The sequence below is a fragment of the uncultured Bifidobacterium sp. genome (genome assembly GCF_959020155.1).
In the GTDB taxonomy this organism is placed as follows: Bacteria; Actinomycetota; Actinomycetes; order Actinomycetales; family Bifidobacteriaceae; genus Bifidobacterium.
This window is the reverse complement of record NZ_CAUERC010000031.1, coordinates 1-17,296: the sequence shown is the minus strand read 5'-3', so window position 1 is coordinate 17,296 and position 17,296 is coordinate 1. Positions and strand designations below refer to the sequence as shown.

Sequence of the window (17,296 nt, the reverse complement as noted above, 5' to 3'; positions counted from 1 at the left end):
CCGATTCGCGAGATTACGGATAAGGATGCTTCCGCGCTACAGTATTACGCGCAGTAGCAGCGGCGGCCCCGCGCCTGTGGCTACTTCTCGGCGAAGAGATAGCGGTCTCGGCCGGTCCAATCTTTGCCGGTGGAGGCGGTGGCGAAACCTGTGGCCTTGGCATAGGCCACTAATCGCTCGCCTTGGGTGAGATCATGCTCCATAACCAATACGCCGCCGGGCTTGAGCAGGCGCCAGGCGCGCTCAATAATGCGTTCAGGGATGAGCGTGCCGTCTGCCGAACCGCCGTATAGCGCCAGTTCCGGGTCCCAGTCGCGTACTTCTGGTTGTTCGGGGATGTCGGTTTGTGGCACGTAGGGCGGGTTGGTGATGACGATGTCGATGGTGCCGTCGAGTTGCGCCAGCGTGGCCAGTGACGTGGCGTCGGCGACTTCCAGTTGGTAATTGGAGGCGATGGAGGGGTATCGTTTCGCAGTTACCGCCAGATTGCGCCGGGTCCATTCGGCGGTACGCGGGGATAATTCGACGGCCCATACTTGGCTGCCGGGCACTTCGCTGACTATCGACAGGCCGATGGCACCGGAACCGGCGCACAGGTCGACCATGCGCGGGTGGATCATGCTGTGCCGGGTCAGCCAGTCAAGACCGGCCTGGACTACGGTTTCGGTTTCCGGGCGCGGGATAAAGACGCCGGGGCCCACCTGCAGGTCGAGGTAGCGGAAAGGCGTGTGGCCGGTGATGTATTGGAGCGGCTCGCGTTTGGCGCGTCGGGAAAGCATGGCGTGGAAGGCGGCAAGGATATTGGTGACGGGGTCGGCCTGACCACCCCCAGTCGCTGCGCGACAGCCCCCGCCGGCGGGGGCCAGCGAATCGAGGCCCTCCCCCATCAGCATGGCCTTGTCGATATCGCGTAGCTCGGCGTCCACGGCCTCGGCCAGCAACAGTTTGGCATCATGTTCGGGCGTCTCGATGCCGGCTTCGCGCAACTGCGCGGCGGCTTGACGAATCAGGTCGGCTATCACTGCTGGTTGGCCAGACGGTCGGCCTCGTCGGCTTGGATGTCGGAATCGATGACGGCCTGCAGGTCGCCGTCGAGCACGGCGTCAAGGTTGTAAGCCTTGTAATTCGTGCGATGGTCGACGATACGGTTTTCCGGGAAGTTGTATGTGCGGATTCGCTCGGAGCGATCAAGCGAACGTACCTGCGAGTGACGCATGTCGGCGGCCTCGGCGGCCTCCTGCTCATGCTTCATGGCCAGCAGGCGGGACTTCAGTACGCGCAACGCGGCGGCACGGTTCTGAATCTGCGACTTCTCATCCTGCATGTTCACCGTGATTCCGGTTGGCAGGTGGGTCATGCGCACGGCGGAATACGTGGTGTTCACGGACTGGCCGCCGGGGCCGGAGCTCATGAAGATGTCGATTTTCAGGTCTTTCGGATCGATCTCGATCTCGTCGTCATCCTCGTCGGCCTCGGGGAACACGATGACGCCGGCAGCGGAAGTCTGGATACGGCCCTGCGATTCGGTGACGGGGATGCGCTGCACACGGTGTACGCCGCCCTCGTACTTCATCGAAGCCCACACGCCGTCTTCGGGAGCGGGCGTTCCCTTGGCGCGGATGGCGATCTGCACGTCCTTGACGCCGCCGAGCTCGGTGGTGTTCTCGGACTGCACGTTCACGCTCCAGCCACGCTTCTCGGCGTAACGGGTGTACATGCGCAGCAGGTCGCCGGCGAACAGTGCGGCTTCCTCGCCGCCGGTGCCGGCCTTGATCTCCATGATGGTGTCGCGCGCATCATCCGGGTCACGCGGGATCAGCGCGGTGCGCAGCTTCTCCTCGACACCGGGCAGTTCGTCTTCAAGACGCTTGGCTTCCTCGGCGAAGTCGGCGTCCTCGCCGGCCATCTCCTGAGCGGCTGCCAGATCGTCCTTCACCTGCAACCAGGCTTTGTAGGCACCCACGATGGCACCCAGTTCGGCGTGACGACGACCCAGCTTGCGCAGCTTGTCCGGGTTGGACACGACTTCGGGGCTTGCCATCTGTTCTTCGATGGACTGGTACTCCTCAAGCGCGGTTGCCGCCGCCGGGAACTGTTCGTCTGCCATAACACACTTTCTTCTGTATGGTGCTGTTCTGTTCGATTATTCGATTGCGCAGGTCAATGCTGCAACAAAACTTGTCAAAGAATACAAAAAACGCCAGTCCTCAATCGGGTATGCCGGAGCATGCCAAATCGAATCGGACTGGCGTGAAGTATGCTACTTGCTCTTCTTGCCGTAGCGCTTCTCGAAGCGAGCAACGCGGCCACCGGTGTCAAGAATCTTCTGCTTGCCGGTGTAGAACGGGTGGCACTGAGAGCACACGTCAACGAACATGTGATCTTCCTTGCCAGCGGTGCGGGTCACGAAGGTGTTGCCGCACGAGCACGTCACCTCAACGGGGTGATAATCAGGATGGATACCCTGCTGCATTTTACGTCTCCTATGGATTCGGGGGACCCGGGTCGTCATGCCCCTATGGCAAGACGTGAACCGGAACCTAAGGGATTGTACGCGCCTATCTGGACGTGAAGACGCGCTGCGCCGCCGCAGGAGACGACGCAAAAGAGTGGGGCCGCAGGGGCTTGAACCCTGGACCGGGCGATTATGAGTCGCATGCTCTAACCGACTGAGCTACGGCCCCACGTTCGCTGCGTAAAACAGCCAACTTGCCAAAGTGTAGCACGAGCCCGCTAATGCCGGCACGCGCGCCATGCACCCATACCATGCACCCGCCAGCAACAAGCAGCATCTCCCGGCGCTACTTCTCCCCCATGTACCCCAACGGGTTCTCGATGAACCGTCGCAAGCCCATTTCGGCCGCGCCATATAGCGAGGGATGCAGCGCCACCGGCGGCACAAACACGCGAATCTTCACATTCGGGTATCCCAGAATTTCCGAACGCAGCCGGCCTTCAAGCACGGTGGCCAGCTCGTCGCCGAAGTGCGTCCACAGTCCGCCCAACAGCACCGTATCGACATCCACCAGATTCACGGCGGAAGCGATGGCGGAAACCAGCGCATCGGCGGCCTGATCGACCACTTTGGCCACATCCGAATCCCCGGCTCGCCAACGCTGGAGGAACATATCGATGGCCTCGCTGCTGGTGGCATCCCCATCCTCGGCAATGCCGGCAGCCTCGACCAAAGCGCGACGGCCCGCAAACGCCTCAAGACACCCGTGACGCCCGCAGCTGCACAACGGCCCATCCATCGCCACGGACAGATGGCCGATCTCGCCGGCGAATCCGTGCGAGCCCATCACCACTTCGCCGTCGCGCACCACCGCGCCGCCGATGCCGATATCGGTAGACAGGTAAATAAAGGAGTCCGTGCGGTCCACCACATTCAGGAAGGGCGCACGTTCGGTGGCATACCCCGGAATCTGAGCGATGGCGGCCATCTTCGCCTCATTGCCGGCCACCACATCCAGCCGGCGCACCACGTTGAACCGGGTGAGGTTGACGTTTTCCCAACCCAGATTGCGGGCCACCAACAGCCACATGTCGTCGGTGACGATGCCCGGCAGCGCAAACCCGGCTCCCACCACCTTGCAGCCGCGTCGTTTGAGCCGGCTTTCCAACGGGAAAGTCATCGCATCGAGCTTGGCGAAGATCTCGTACGGATCAGTGCCGGTCATATCCTCACTCACCCACTCCTGGCCGAGAGTGTCGCCGTTCAGATCGAGTGCCAGGCAACCGTAGCCATCGGTGTTGATCTGCAGGCCGATGCCGGCGATGGACCCGCCATGAATCTCCAGCGGCGTGCTGGGCCGCCCATATGTGGTGGAAACGACCGGCTCGCCTTCCTGCACCACGCCACTTTCAATGAGCATCGAGGCCAGCAGCGAGAGCGTGGCCTTGGTCAGGCCCGTCTCCTTGGCCAGATCGGCACGACTCATCGGTTTCTGCGTACGCAACAAGGTGTCGAGCGTCACCGACAGGTTATGGTTGCGCAGATCCTCCTGATTGATCCTGCGTAGATTTGCCATTGGCCCCTACCTCCTCGCACCCTTAGTCTCGAGCGCCGCACAGGCGCTCACATCCGTCTATCACACCATGATATTGTGCGTCAAACGATTGAATCGGACCGCACCTTCGCGTGTTTCCGTTTGCAATCGAACGTTGAGATACAGTATAGTTTAATCGTCTAACTTATTGGCTATGGCGCGCCGAAACTTTTGAGCGCGACCCTCATCGAGGAGGAATGCATGACGAGAGTACTGGTTGCCGGCGTAGATACGTCAACCCAATCAACGAAGGTCCGCATCACGGACGCCGCCACCGGCGAACAGGTTCGGTTCGGGCAGGCCAAGCACCCGGATGGCACCTCGGTCAACCCGGAATTCTGGTGGGAGGCCTTCACCAAGGCCGCCGAGCAGGCCGGCGGACTTGACGATGTCGCGGCCCTCGCGGTTGGCGGCCAGCAGCATGGCATGGTCATTCTCGACAAGCAGGGCAACGTGATTCGCGATGCGATGCTCTGGAATGACACCAGTTCCGCCCCGCAGGCCGCCGCCTTGATCGACAAGCTCGGTGCAGCTCCGGCCGAGGGCGACGAACCGGACGACGTGACCGCCCGCGGCAAGCAACGCTGGGTCAAGGCCGTCGGATCCTCCCCCGTCGCCTCCTACACGCTGACCAAGGTGGCGTGGGTGGCCGAGAACGAGCCTGAGAACGCCAAGAAGATTGCCGCCGTCTGTCTGCCGCACGATTGGCTGAGCTGGCGTATCGCCGGCTATGGCCCGGTGGCCGAGGGCGAGGACGCTCATCTCGAAGCCCTGTTCACCGACCGTTCCGACGCTTCCGGCACCATTTACTACGATGCCGCGCATGACGAGTACCGCCGCGATCTCATCGCCATGGTGCTGGCCCCTGCCGAGGGCGAGGAAGCCGCCAAGGCCCACGCCGACGCCATTGTGCTGCCCACCGTGCTGGGCCCGCGTGAGGCAGCCGCCGTCAAGGCCGACCCCGCCATTGCCGGCAAGGACGTTGAAGGCGGCTGCATCATCGGCCCCGGCGGCGGAGACAATGCCATGGCCTCGCTGGGCCTCGGCATGGCCGTGGGCGATGTGTCCGTATCGCTCGGCACTTCCGGCGTGGCCGCGGCCATCGCTGAAAACCCGGTGTACGACCTGACCGGCGCCATTTCCGGCTTTGCCGACTGCACCGGCCACTATCTGCCGCTCGCCTGCACAATCAACGGTTCGCGCATTCTGGACGCCGGTCGCGCCGCCCTAGGCGTGGACTACGACGAACTGGCCGAACTGGCGTTCAAGGCCGAGCCGGGTGCCGGCGGCATCACCCTGGTGCCGTACTTCGACGGCGAGCGTACGCCGAACCGTCCGGACGCCACCGCCTCGCTGACTGGCCTGACCCTACACAACACCACCAAGGAGAATCTGGCCCGTGCGTTCGTCGAAGGCCTGCTGTGTTCCCAGCGCGACTGCCTCGAGCTGATTCGCTCGCTGGGCGCCGAGATCAACCGCATCCTGCTCATTGGTGGCGGCGCGAAGTCCGTGGCCATCCGCACGCTGGCCCCCTCAATCCTCGGCATGGACGTGACCCGTCCGGCCACCGACGAATACGTGGCCATCGGCGCCGCCCGTCAGGCCGCCTGGGTGCTGTCCGGCGAGGCCGAACCGCCGACCTGGCAGCTCACCATCGAGGGCGTGGAGACCGGCGAGCCCACCGAAGCCGTGTACGAGGCGTACGCCAAGGCCCGCGGCTGATACGCTGCCAGCAAATCCATGAGATAACAACTGAATAACGATTCCTGATGAATGCCGCCATGGCGAGCATCGCGAAGAGCCGCTGTTATACCGCGCTCCTCGCTGAAGCACACATGGCGGCATTTTTCGTTTCCCACGCAATCCACAAATACGGCTATAATCAAGTCGTTTGAACAAGTCTGGAGATGATCCTATGAACGACCGCTCCCGTATGATGCTGTACGCCCTGACCGCCGTCGCCTGCGTGATGTGGATATGGCAGTCTGTCAAAGAGTCGATGAACGACGGCACGATCATCAGCACTTCGAACATCATTTTTCTGGTATGCATTGGCATCGCGGCCATCTACTGCGCGGCCAACGCGCTAATCCTGTGGTGGCGCCAGCCCGGCAAGGATGACGCGGCTGATGACGACGAAACCGACAGCACGGACGCCGAGGCCGAAGCCGAACAAGCCGAAGAAAACGAACACGACGACGTTGCCGACACCGCAGACACCGACACCGCAGACGCCAAAGAAAACCACAACCCACAGCACTAAAGGAACATCATGGATGCAACCACATTGTCAATAACCCTCAGCGCGATATTGGCCGTCATCTGCATACCTTGCGGCCTGTTTCTGGGGCTTGTTCCCATGAAGGCCGACCTGGTGACCGCCAAGCAGTCAAAGGCCTCGCAGATGGTGAGCTTCATCGTTGCCATAGTGTTCATCGGCTTGCTGGTCGCAGGCCATGATCTGGAGACCTGGGCCATGGTGATCGGTCTGGTCATCGGCTTCGCCGTTGCCAAGATCCCCGCACTGCACGCCTGGGCTTTGCACAAGTGGCCGTTCTTCGAACCCAAGAAAATGGCTCCCACCCCCAAGCGCGCCAAGAAAGCCAGGAAGAAGTAAGCTCTGGCCTTACCTATTTGCTGAAAGCGGGATATCGACATCGGTATCCCGCTTTTTCATTGGCCGCACATATCCGCTGAGGCACATCGCCGAATCATATTGTCGAAATACACCCCAAGTCGGTAGGCCGTTGTCGAGAACACGGCACCCCCGACACGAAAGTGCCCATAGCACACCCTTCCCCACTTCGACCTCGGTCAAAAGAAAAAGCCCGGCGAGCGGCCGGGCTTAAAAGGAGAAGAGAGGAAGAAGATTCATCAAATCATGCTTCGTTGAATAGAGCCAGGAATTTGGCGCGCCACGCATAGCGCGTCGAGACCAGCACCAGACCAACAACGGTTAGCGTGACGCCAATCGGCGCAGCGGCTGGTGAAACGAATAGCAGTACGGCGTAGGCTGCGGCCAACAGGCAGAGCGACAGCAGCAGAACATGATGTGCGCGCATAGCAGTATCTCCATTGACGTTGCGTAGGTATGCATGGACTTACAGTATTTAGTTTAATGATTTAACCATATATCATATTTGTTACCAATGCAAATCGAAAAGGGGCCGGCCTGCCAAATACTGGCAGCCCAGCCCCACTCAGTGCCACACAAAGGCCGAGGCAGAGGCAACAGTCGAAACCGCGATCCCGTCACTTCGACCAGATGAGCACTTCCCCATCGCCATACGCCGCCAATGGGCCTCGAGCCGAGCATGCGCCGCGCGCAGCACCGGTGATATCCCGGTCCACAACAATCGGCGAACCGTCAGGATTCTCGAAATACTCCTCGACAATACGCGGTTGGCCAAGATCAGCAGTGGAGATCACCGGTCCAGTTGCCGACCGAATCGATTCGGGCAACGAAACGGTCATCCATAGCTCATCATCGGTTTCGCGCAATGCCAACGAAGAGCCGTCACCACTCACCACGGCCTCGGCTTCGCCGGAAGCGGCCTTCGCGCCCGAAACATAGGCGTTCGAAGCCAGCAATACCGGCTGCTTCACGCTGCGATACAACTCCTCATCGCCAAGGCCAGCCTCTTCAATCAGCTGTTCATACTCCTCAAGCGAGCGCGGATAGCCGTCAAAGAACGCGGTTCCAGCTTCCGCCATACCGGCCGCACCGGCGGCATCCGCGGTACACAACGGTTTGGCGGAATCGTCCACAGCCAAGAACAGGTTGTTGACGTACCGATCATCGCCACCGTAGACGAATGCCTCGCCGGCCACATCGGTGACGTGCGGGAAATGGTATGGCGTGGATCGGTCCAAGACGGCGGTGTGACGAATGCGACCGGCGAACAGATTGTTGACGAACGCCGCGCCTTGCGCATAATCGTCGAAACTGAACTCGGAGGCAAACACGTTGTTCATAAACGTAATCGGCCCGTGGGTCACCTCGGTCATCACATCTCGCGTGTTGCGGTAGAACACGTTCGAATCCACCACGGTGCCCTGCGCCTGCCAGTCGAGCCACATACCCAGCACCGAATCATGCACCCGGTTGCCGCGCACCACCGTGTCGACGGCTGCGTGCATTTTAATGGCGGCCACTTCCCAGCCGAAGAACTCGCGCTTGGAGCCGATGCGGTATATGTGGTTGCCTTCAATCAGCGAGAAGGCGCAGCCCATATGACCAACCACACCATTCTGGCCGCAGTCGTAGATTACGTTGCCGCGCACCACGTGCCCGCCGACTACGCCTTTCTCCCAGCCGGCATGCAGCGCCTTGTAGACGGCCTCTTTTTGGTATTGGTACCCGGACTTACGATGGGTGCGCGTCGATTCGTTGTCGCCGGTGGAAATCTCCTTGCCCAGCGAGATCGCCGAACATTTCGCGTCATGAATGCGATTGTTTTCGATAACCCACCCGCGGGACCAATGCGGGCCCACCAGCCCGACCTGATCGGCAGTCGGCGGCGTGTAAGGGCAGGCCGCCTGCGCCATTTCAAAGCCGGAGACCGTAATGTAATTGACGAACGGGCGGCTCGGGTAGAAACAGGTCTCGCGCACGTTGATTTCGGTAAGTTCCGCATTCGGGTCGGCTTCATGGAAATTGGCCCAAATGGTTGTGGCCTCATCATCGACCGCACAGCACCACACGTTCACGGTGGCATCCGGATCAATCAGCGGCACGATGGAATCGGTGGCGGCGTCACGGCCGGTATCCCAACGCTGTGGGTTGCGCACCTTGTCCAGCGAGGCGACTTCGTAGAAGGATTTGCCATTCAGATACACATCGCCCAGGTGGCGTACCTCGACCTTTGGGTCCGGGTATACGGTCCAATCGCCGAATACGGTTTCCACGTACGGGTTGTATCCGTTGAAGAATGCGTTCGGGATTACGGCTTTCCACACGCCATCGCCTTCGGGCTGCCATGTGTCGATACGTTCGGAGCCGGTGATTACCGGGCGCGGTTCGCCCGCGGCCGCGCGGTAGACGATGCGGTTCGTGGCGCTCTCTCCGCCGAATCGGGGGTCGACAGATTCCCGATAGGTGCCGGCATGCACAACCACCTCATCGCCGGCTCGGGCGATGGCCGCCGCTTGGCCGATGGTCAGAAACGGGTCGGCCGCGCTGCCGGCGCCGTTCGTCTTCGCCGCCTGCGCGGAAACATGATATTGCGTCATTGCATTGTTCCTTTCTCTCCTGTATCCCGGTTTCGCCGTGACAGTTGGCCAGAGCAGCAAACCTACCGACCCTCGGCAGCGGCCCGCTCTTCAGGAGTCCAGTCATCCGGGACTTCGGCAATCACATGGCACGGATTGCCCACAGCGATGGAATCGGCGGGAATGTCGTGGGTGACGACTGCGCCCGCACCGATAATCGAGTTGTCTCCGATGGTGACGCCGGGGCAGATCACCACATTGCCGCCCAGCCACACATTGTTGCCGATGGTCACGTCGGCGTTGTGCTGCCAGCCTTCCAGTCGAGGCTTGCGGGCGATGGCGTGGTTTGGCGTATAGATGCTCACGCGCGGGCCGATCAGGCAATCGGAGCCGATGGAGATCGGGCCGCCGCCCACAATCAGCAGGTCCATGTTGATGAACGTACGGTCTCCGATTTTCAGGCCCAGCCCGTAATCAAGCCGGATTGGCGGGCGGAAGTCCACGCCCTCGCCGGCCTCGGGCACGAGTTCGCGGAACAGTCGCTCAGCTTCGGCGGTGTCTTCAAAGTAGATGCGATTGATGCGGTCGCACGTGGACTGCGCCTCGCGCGTAAGTTCCGGCAAAATCTCCGACTTACGGTACTGCAACCAGTCATCGGCGAACAGTTTCGCCACATCCGGGTGATCTTGCTTGAGTTGTTCGAGATCGTGCGCCATCGATTGCCCCCTTGCATTTGTTTAACGATTAAACAATATGATTGTACAATATTGTAGAGCGGGCTGAGACCATTACCGCCGTTTTACGCCGATCAGGCAACCCACGAATCCGCCGGCCCATTCGGTACTGAGGAATCGCGCATCACAATCTGCCATGATACGAGCATAAGTAACGTCCGCATGCGCAATTAGTGCAATATCAGGCATTGTTCCCTCATCAATGCTGTCAGGTGCAGGCTGCCCGGCAAGGAATTCCAAACGATTGCCATGCAAGCGCAATCCGAACCATTCGTTGGCCCCAAGCGCTCCAAGCGCAATGCACCGCTTATCTCCCCTATCGGTGATTTCGGCCGTCAATTGGCCGGATTCCGCTTCCGCCATGACCATGACAACATGGGTGGAATCCTGATGCGTCATCATCGTGTATTCGGGCCGGGTGAACGCGGCATATTCCTGCCCGTCGACGCGCAGGAACCGGTAATCGTCACGGCCTCGAACGCCGACTAGGCGGGTATCGTCGAGCTGGATGAGCTCAGCAGAGCATGCGGCATTATCACCAGCAGCGCAATCACACCTCGCAGAGTCCACACCCCTCACTGCACATGGCAATCCATCCTCGTCAACGTCCACGACCAACTTCTCGGGAAGCCGGCCAAGCCCCGGAGCCACGACAGGCCAACCGGGATCGACGATATCGATACGCTTATTCGGCTCCCCACCGTCCAGCTTCCACGAGACCGGATTGTGCTGCCATACGACCGGTGCCACGAACGTTTCCCGGCCACAGTAGCTGAACGTTTCTCCGGGTTCCTCGCCCGGAGTCTCGCGTACGCCAAGACACGCGAGCAGCCAGCCGACGGTCGGATGCAGCAGCAGATCGGCGTGCCCAACGCATTGGACTGGCTCCCCCGCTCCCAAATGACGGTGTGTGAGGATCGGATTGCGTTTGCAAGCCTCAAACAGCCGGTCATCGCGGCCCACCACGCTTCGTTCACCGTCACGCGCCGGCTCAATCCAGATATCTTGCGCAGCAAGGTTCTTCTCAAAACCGGCGAGCGCCGCCGCGAATCCGCGCGGTGCGTGCGTGCGCATTATCATCTCACTGTGCTCGAAGCTGGTGCCGCCCTCGGCGGTCATCAGGTAGAGGTAATCGCCCACCCGGTACAAATGCGGCCCTTCAGCCCATACCGCATCCATGCCATAGCCGCGCCAAATCACGGTTTTATGGTCTTGCAACGTCCACGTGCCTGGGGCGATGGGCTGCGTCCAGATTTCGGTTTGACCATCCCACTGCGGGTGTAATGCCGGGCGCGTTTGCGTCCACCACACTGTGCCATCGCCGTCTTCAAAGATGTCCGGATCAATGCCTTCGGCCCCGGCCACCCAGTACGGGCCGCGCCATGGTCCGGTCAACTCATCGGCCTCGATGACGAAATTGCCTTGGGCGTCACGGCAGTTATCAATATCCTTCTGCGAGCATCCCGCAGCGAGCGCCTTCACCTCATTCACGCGGGCCACGGTGCATACGATCACATATCGCCCGCCGATACGGCGAATGGTCGGCGCGTACAGGCCGCCGGAATCCTCGACGCCATCAATGAGCAGTCGATGAGACATCGCCTCATCCACCGCATTCGCCGTGTGCGTCCACGTCACAAGATCACGGGTCGTATGAATGGGCAACCCCGGCACCAATTCAAACGAGGAGTTGACCAGCACGATTTCCTCGCGCGTCGTATCCCATATCCAGGACGGGTCCGGGTACATGCCACGCAACACCGGGTTGGAGACGGTTATGGTACATTCGCGGCCACGGTCGCCGCAATGTTCATTGTCGCTTGCCACAAGTGTCGCCTTTCATTCCCCAGTGCCGAATAGTCAGGCGACTTTCCCTGATTATCAGGAAAGCCGCCTGGCGTCATCATATTTCCATGTAATCGAAATGGCTGAAAATGGCTTCTTTGCCGTATCCGGAAAGGTCCACGGCCACCAACCCGACGAACGCGCCGGTAAAGAATCCGCCATAACGTTGGGCCACATGATCATCGGAGAGCACGGCGGCGTCCAGCGTCACCGGAATCTCATGCCATGTCTTGCCATCGAACGAATACTCGTAGGTGTAGGTACGAGTACGCACTTTGGTTCGCAACCATACGGATTCGATGTCATCAGGAATGGCGATGGCTGTGTCTTTGAGGAACGACGTGTACGTGTCGAAGTCGTTCTGAGCCACTTCAATTACACGTTTGTTGCGCTTCTCGTCCCAAGTGACGAACACCCACGACCAGCATAGGTGGTTGTAGAAGTTGGTCAGGCCGGCCATCTGCATGTAGTTGCTCGGCTCGAACGTCACCTTGGTTTCGGCGTTGAAATCGAACGCCTGCCAACGGCGTCCTACCAGCGACAGTTCAAACAGGTTTGCCAGCGACCCTTGACCACGCAAGGTCAGCGAGCCGCCGCCCACGCGGCCCATGGTCTCGGTGAATGGCACACGCAGGGTGTTCCAGTTGAGGTCGAGTTCGCTCGATTCGAACTCGTCATGCTGGCTATGATCCGTAGGGGCCTCAGTTGCGATGGCGTCGGCCGGGGCTTCGACATAACGCTCTCCCCCATGGCCGCCGACCACATACGGCCAGCCATCGCCATCCCACTCGACCTTCTGAATCGAAGTCTCTCGGCCGAGCGTGCACCAGCCGCGCACGCCATGAGCCGGCTCGTTCTCGTGCCGCCAGGGCCTGCCGCACAGTGAAGCGTAATACCATTCGCCGCCGGGCGTATCCACGAGTGCTCCATGCCCCTGCTTTTGCAGGTAGGTGCCGGGGGTATCGAAGTTGGAGATGAACGGATTGCTCGGCATGCTTTCGAACGAAAGCTCATCCAAGGTTCGCGAACGGGCCACGGACTCCTGATGCTCGTATTGGGTGCCGCCTTCCGCACAAAACAGGTAGTACCAGCCATTGATGGTGTAGAGGTGCGGCCCTTCGACTAATTTCACATCGGTGCCGCGCCAGATGGTGCGGGCTGTTTCCGGCTTCAATTGCATGGTCTTGACATCGAATTCAGTCAAGGTGATGCCGTCGAACGGATGATGATATTCACGGAAGTCCCAGGTTTGCTGCACCAGATACTTGCGTCCATCGGTATCATGGAACAGGCTGGCGTCGAAGCCCACGCCATTGACACGGATTGGCTCGCTCCACGGGCCGCGGATGTCCTCGGCAGTGACCAGATAGTTCGCGCAATCCTTGAACGCGCCGTTGACGATCTTCACATCCGTGTAGATGAGCCAGAATTTGCCGTCCGCGTAGGACAGGTCAGGCGCCCAGATGCCGCCGCCAGACGGGTTGCCCTTCATGTCCAACTGGGAAACGCGGTTTAAGGGCCCGGGCAGCAGATTCCAGTGAACCATGTCGCGGGATTCGTGCAAACGGACTCCCGGCCACCAGTCAAATGTGGAATTGGCGATGTAGTAGGTGTCGCCGACGCGAATCATCGAGGGATCTGCGTTGAATCCGGGGAGTACGGGATTGGAGATCTTCATGGTTTTCTCCTCATTGAAAAGAATGGGTGCCGTGGGAAGGAGGAAAGGAAGAGGTTGAAAGGAATCGGCCCAAAGAGCCATGTACCTTTCCACGGCACGTTTATGGTTGCTGCGACTAGCCCTTGACAGCACCGGTCAGGCCGCCAACGATCTTCTTCTGGAAAATGGTGAAGCAGATCAGCGCGGGGATCATCGACAGCGAGGTGAAGGCCAGTACCTGAGCGGTATCGACCGAATGCTGGGAGCTGAACATCTGCACGCCGAGCGGCAAGGTGTACTTGCTGGAATCGTTGAGCAGGAACAGCGGCAGCATGTAGGCGTTCCAGCTGCTCACGAAGCTCAGGATGCCGACGGTGGCCACGCCGGGCCAGCTCAACGGCAGCACCATACGGCCGAAGAAGCCGATGCGAGAACAGCCGTCCAGCTCTGCCGCTTCTTCCAGTTCTTTAGGAATGGACTTGAGGAATGGCACCAGGATGATGATGGCCTGTGGCAGGCCGAATGCTATCTGGGGCAGAATAATGCCCAGATGCGAGTTGATCAGGTGCAGATTGCGCAGCAGCAGATACAACGGGGTGATGGCCACGGTGATGGGGAACATCATGCCGGCGGCGAACAGCGAGTACAGCAGTTTGTTGAATTTGAACTCGTATCGGGCAATGACGAAGCTCACCATCAAGGCCAGCACCACGATGCCCACCATTGTGCCAATGGAGACGATCAGGGAGTTGACGAGTTCCGGCCAGAAGATGTTCGAAGTGAACACCGTCTTGTAATTCTCAAAGTTCCATGGATCGGGCCAGCCGGCCGGGTCCCTCGTAATCTGCGCATTGGTGCGGAAGCCGCCGATAATGATGTACAGCACCGGGCCAACGCACAGCGCCACAAGCAGCAGTGAGAAGAAGTAGACGACCGGGTTGCCCCACGGGGTCTTTGCGGATTTTCTCAATGCATACGGATCATAGGTCTTGTTCTTGCCCTTGCCCACGGACGGGGAGACTGCGGTCGTCATTGTGAAACCACCTCATTTGCAACTGCTGCGGCATTGCCATTGGCCTTGGCAAGCTTGGCCGCTTCCTTCGCCGCACGCTTGGCACGACGCTTGGCATCCTTCTCGTCGGTGAGCGCACCTTCGAGATCTCGGTTAAGTACGAACCGCTGGTAGGTCAAGGCAATGACCAGCGAGATGATGAAGATCACCACGGCCACGGCGGAACCGTAACCATAGTTGTTGGCGAGTCGACCTTCGCGCACCATGTAGGTTGCCATGGTGGACGTTCCTGCGGTAGACGACACGTACTGGCCCCAGATGATGTAGACCAAGTCGAACAGCTGAAGAGAACCGATAATCGACATGAATGCCCAGATACGAATGGTGGGGCCGAGCAGTGGCAGGGTGATGCTCCACTGCTGACGCCAGAATCCAGCACCATCCACCTTCGCGGCTTCATAGAGGTCTTCGGGAATCGACTGCATGCCGGCAATCATCAGGATGACGGCGAAGCCGATGTACTTCCACGAAATGATGAACATCAATGTCCAGATGGCGATTTTCGGATCGGAGATCCAGTCCGCCCCGCCAAGTCCTATTTTCTTGAGTAGCGCGTTCAATGCGCCTGTGGTCTGGAGGATGAGACTCCAGCCGGTGCCAACGATGACTTCGGAAACGACGTACGGCACGAAAATCAGGGTACGAATCAGTGCGCGGCCCTTGAATTTCTGGTTGAGCAGCAGGGCGAAGAGGATGGCCAGCGGCCCCTGGATGACGAGCGAAGCGACGACCACGAATAGCGTGTGTCCCAATGCCTGCTGGAAGTTCGGGTCGGTCAGAATGACCTTGTAGTTTTCAAAACCGATGAACTGGCCGTTGACGGTGGGCTTGCCATAGCCCTTCCACTTGAAGAATCCGTAGTAGCCGGCCATGAACACCGGCAGGATGACGAATCCGAGGAACATGATCAGGGCAGGAAGCGAAAGGATGGTGATTTCGATACGTTTGCGAGCCTTGTCGCTTAAGCCCGACGTGCGGCGCTGTACCCTCGCGCCTGCTGAAACTGACATTGTTGAGGCCTTCCTAAGAAAACAAATTGGGCCGCGGTTGTTGCTGTGCAAGCATTCGCCGCAGCCCGGGAATTACGGTCGGGTCAGAGCGAATCAGCCCTTGGCCGCAGCGGTTTCAACACCCTTGACGATGTCTTGGGCGGAACCTTGACCGGCCATCATGTTGACCACGCCTTCGTTGAGTGCGTTGCCGATGTTCTGACCGAACACGGTGTCGAGCCACATGGACACGGAGGATGCGTCGTTGTAGACGGTCAGCACCTGCTTCAGAGCCTCGTTGGTCACCACATCCTGGGCTTCCTTGTTGGCCGGGATGGTGGAGAACGCCTCAGCGTACTTCTCCTGCCATTCCTTCTCGGAGACGAAGTTGAGGAAGTCCACAGCCTCTTCAGGCGCCCACTCGCCCACGGCCATGCCATCGGAACCACCCATGATGGCAGTTGGATCGCCTTCGCCACCGTCCATGGTCGGGAATGCGAAGTAGCCGAGGTCGGCCATGTCCTTCTTGTCCGGAGTCAGGTCCTTGATCACGCCGGGCTCCCAGCCGCCCATGAGTTCCATAGCTGCCATGTGGTTGGCGAGCAGGCCGGCGGAGGAGCTTGCGCCCTGCTGGGCCGGAGTGGTCAGGAAGCCATCGTTGAAGGCATCGAGGTCGAGCAGCGCCTGCACATCATCACCGGTACGGGTCCAGCACTTATCGCTGAAGTCCTTATCGGACTGGGCCTTGTCGAAGGTGTCAGCAGAGCATTCGCGCAGTGCGAACCAGTACCACCAGTGGGCGGCCGGCCAGGCGTCCTTACCGCCTACGGCAATCGGCGTGATGCCGGCGTCCTTCAGCTTCTGCACCACGGTCTTGAACTCATCCCAGGTCTTCGGAGTTTCAGTAATACCGGCCTTCTCGAACAGATCCTTGGAATACCAGATGCCGCCGGGAAGCACTGACTGCTGCACGCTGTAGATCTTGCCATCGATGGTGCCGGTGGCTTCAGCAGTGGCCATCTGGTTCTTGACGGTGTCGGAGATCTTGTCGGTCAGGTCCATGGCTTGCCCAGCTTCGACCACATCACGTAGCTTCTGGCCACCACGCGCCATAAAGATATCGGGGGCGGAATTCGGGTCCTGCAGAGCGGTCTGCAGCTTGCCGTCCATATCCTCGTTCTGAATGGCTTCGATCTTGATGGTAACGTTCGGGTTTTCCTTCTCGAACGCCTTGGCGGCGGATTCCCAGTATGCCTTGCCGTCGCCAGTGGTGGAGTTGTGCCACATGGTGATTTCCACCTTGCCATCGGCGTTCGTGTCGCCGCCGCTCCCGCAAGCGGCCATGCTGACACAGGTTACCGCCGCCAGAAGTGCGGCGGCCACGGACTTGAACTTCATTATCGTCTCCTTATTGTTCTTGACCAGCATGAAACCGATCCGCGATTTACGAAAGTTTCGAAAGGTATATCAGCCAGTTACATATCTAACAGCTGGTAATTAATGATGTTTTCAGTGAAACTTCGCCGTTTCACCTACCCCATCAGCCTTCTTCAACTTTACCGAAAACTCGCTTTATGTTTTCGATACCTTTATCATAAAGAGCCTTAGTTTGACGGTCAAACGAAATTTATATCGGCTTTTTTACTATCAAAATCGTTGAAATTCCAACCTTTTTATCTATACATACCATTCTTTATCGTCAAATTGACTTTACGAAAGTTTCGAATATACTGATATCA

At 59.4% G+C, this 17,296-nt stretch carries 15 protein-coding genes and 1 tRNA gene; 3 read left to right on the top strand and 13 right to left on the bottom strand.

All coding sequences use genetic code 11. The features are described from left to right. Positions 1 to 80: 80 nt before the first annotated feature. The 5 genes from prmC to Q5H31_RS07130 form a co-directional block, all read right to left on the bottom strand. Positions 81 to 1,019, bottom strand: coding sequence for a peptide chain release factor N(5)-glutamine methyltransferase (prmC, locus tag Q5H31_RS07150; protein WP_033889125.1), 939 nt, complete (start codon positions 1,017 to 1,019; stop codon positions 81 to 83). Next, positions 1,019 to 2,107 carry a peptide chain release factor 1 gene (prfA, locus tag Q5H31_RS07145; RefSeq protein ID WP_065443413.1) on the bottom strand — a complete coding sequence of 363 codons (1,089 nt, stop codon included), beginning with the start codon at positions 2,105 to 2,107 and terminating at the stop codon, positions 1,019 to 1,021. The genes prmC and prfA overlap by 1 nt, the downstream gene beginning before the upstream one ends. A 153-nt stretch (positions 2,108 to 2,260) precedes the next feature. Continuing rightward, entirely contained in the window at positions 2,261 to 2,473 is a 213-nt protein-coding gene (gene rpmE / locus Q5H31_RS07140; RefSeq protein ID WP_003830110.1) for a 50S ribosomal protein L31, read from the bottom strand. A 137-nt stretch (positions 2,474 to 2,610) separates the two neighbouring features. Next, positions 2,611 to 2,684, bottom strand: a tRNA-Ile gene (locus Q5H31_RS07135). 117 nt (positions 2,685 to 2,801) lie between these two features. Beyond that, a complete protein-coding gene (locus Q5H31_RS07130) occupies positions 2,802 to 4,031 on the bottom strand; it encodes an ROK family transcriptional regulator (RefSeq protein ID WP_302457628.1) in 1,230 nt (409 codons plus the stop codon). Positions 4,032 to 4,250: 219 nt separating this feature from the next. Here Q5H31_RS07130 and Q5H31_RS07125 point away from each other — a divergent pair, with 219 nt between their 5' ends. From Q5H31_RS07125 to Q5H31_RS07115, 3 genes are all read left to right on the top strand, one after another. Continuing rightward, positions 4,251 to 5,771 carry a xylulokinase gene (locus Q5H31_RS07125; RefSeq protein WP_008782901.1) on the top strand — a complete coding sequence of 507 codons (1,521 nt, stop codon included), beginning with the start codon at positions 4,251 to 4,253 and terminating at the stop codon, positions 5,769 to 5,771. 193 nt (positions 5,772 to 5,964) lie between these two features. Then, positions 5,965 to 6,312: a hypothetical protein gene (locus Q5H31_RS07120; protein WP_007052434.1), complete on the top strand. Its 348-nt coding sequence runs from the start codon at positions 5,965 to 5,967 to the stop codon at positions 6,310 to 6,312. Between the two features lie 9 nt (positions 6,313 to 6,321). Then, positions 6,322 to 6,666, top strand: a complete 345-nt coding sequence (locus tag Q5H31_RS07115; RefSeq protein WP_161519645.1) for a hypothetical protein — start codon at positions 6,322 to 6,324, stop codon at positions 6,664 to 6,666. A gap of 262 nt (positions 6,667 to 6,928) precedes the next feature. Here Q5H31_RS07115 and Q5H31_RS07110 read toward each other — a convergent pair whose 3' ends face one another. The 8 genes from Q5H31_RS07110 to Q5H31_RS07075 form a co-directional block, all read right to left on the bottom strand. Beyond that, a complete protein-coding gene (locus Q5H31_RS07110; protein WP_007052431.1) occupies positions 6,929 to 7,111 on the bottom strand; it encodes a hypothetical protein in 183 nt (60 codons plus the stop codon). Positions 7,112 to 7,301: 190 nt separating this feature from the next. After that, on the bottom strand, positions 7,302 to 9,281 hold the full coding sequence (locus Q5H31_RS07105; protein WP_014485388.1) for a right-handed parallel beta-helix repeat-containing protein: 1,980 nt from the start codon (positions 9,279 to 9,281) through the stop codon (positions 7,302 to 7,304). Between the two features lie 62 nt (positions 9,282 to 9,343). Beyond that, positions 9,344 to 9,976: a sugar O-acetyltransferase gene (locus tag Q5H31_RS07100; protein ID WP_007052429.1), complete on the bottom strand. Its 633-nt coding sequence runs from the start codon at positions 9,974 to 9,976 to the stop codon at positions 9,344 to 9,346. 72 nt (positions 9,977 to 10,048) lie between these two features. Beyond that, positions 10,049 to 11,821, bottom strand: a complete 1,773-nt coding sequence (locus Q5H31_RS07095; RefSeq protein WP_060662323.1) for a glycoside hydrolase family 43 protein — start codon at positions 11,819 to 11,821, stop codon at positions 10,049 to 10,051. 76 nt (positions 11,822 to 11,897) lie between these two features. Next, positions 11,898 to 13,517, bottom strand: coding sequence for a glycoside hydrolase family 43 protein (locus Q5H31_RS07090; RefSeq protein WP_014485386.1), 1,620 nt, complete (start codon positions 13,515 to 13,517; stop codon positions 11,898 to 11,900). 115 nt (positions 13,518 to 13,632) lie between these two features. Then, positions 13,633 to 14,529: a carbohydrate ABC transporter permease gene (locus Q5H31_RS07085; RefSeq protein WP_007052426.1), complete on the bottom strand. Its 897-nt coding sequence runs from the start codon at positions 14,527 to 14,529 to the stop codon at positions 13,633 to 13,635. Continuing rightward, positions 14,526 to 15,578 (bottom strand): carbohydrate ABC transporter permease, encoded by a 1,053-nt coding sequence (locus Q5H31_RS07080; RefSeq protein WP_047379230.1) that lies wholly within the window; start codon positions 15,576 to 15,578, stop codon positions 14,526 to 14,528. Before Q5H31_RS07080 ends, Q5H31_RS07085 begins: the two co-directional genes overlap by 4 nt. Before the next feature lie 93 nt (positions 15,579 to 15,671). Then, positions 15,672 to 16,955 (bottom strand): ABC transporter substrate-binding protein, encoded by a 1,284-nt coding sequence (locus Q5H31_RS07075; protein WP_007058875.1) that lies wholly within the window; start codon positions 16,953 to 16,955, stop codon positions 15,672 to 15,674. Between the last annotated feature and the right edge of the window lie 341 nt (positions 16,956 to 17,296).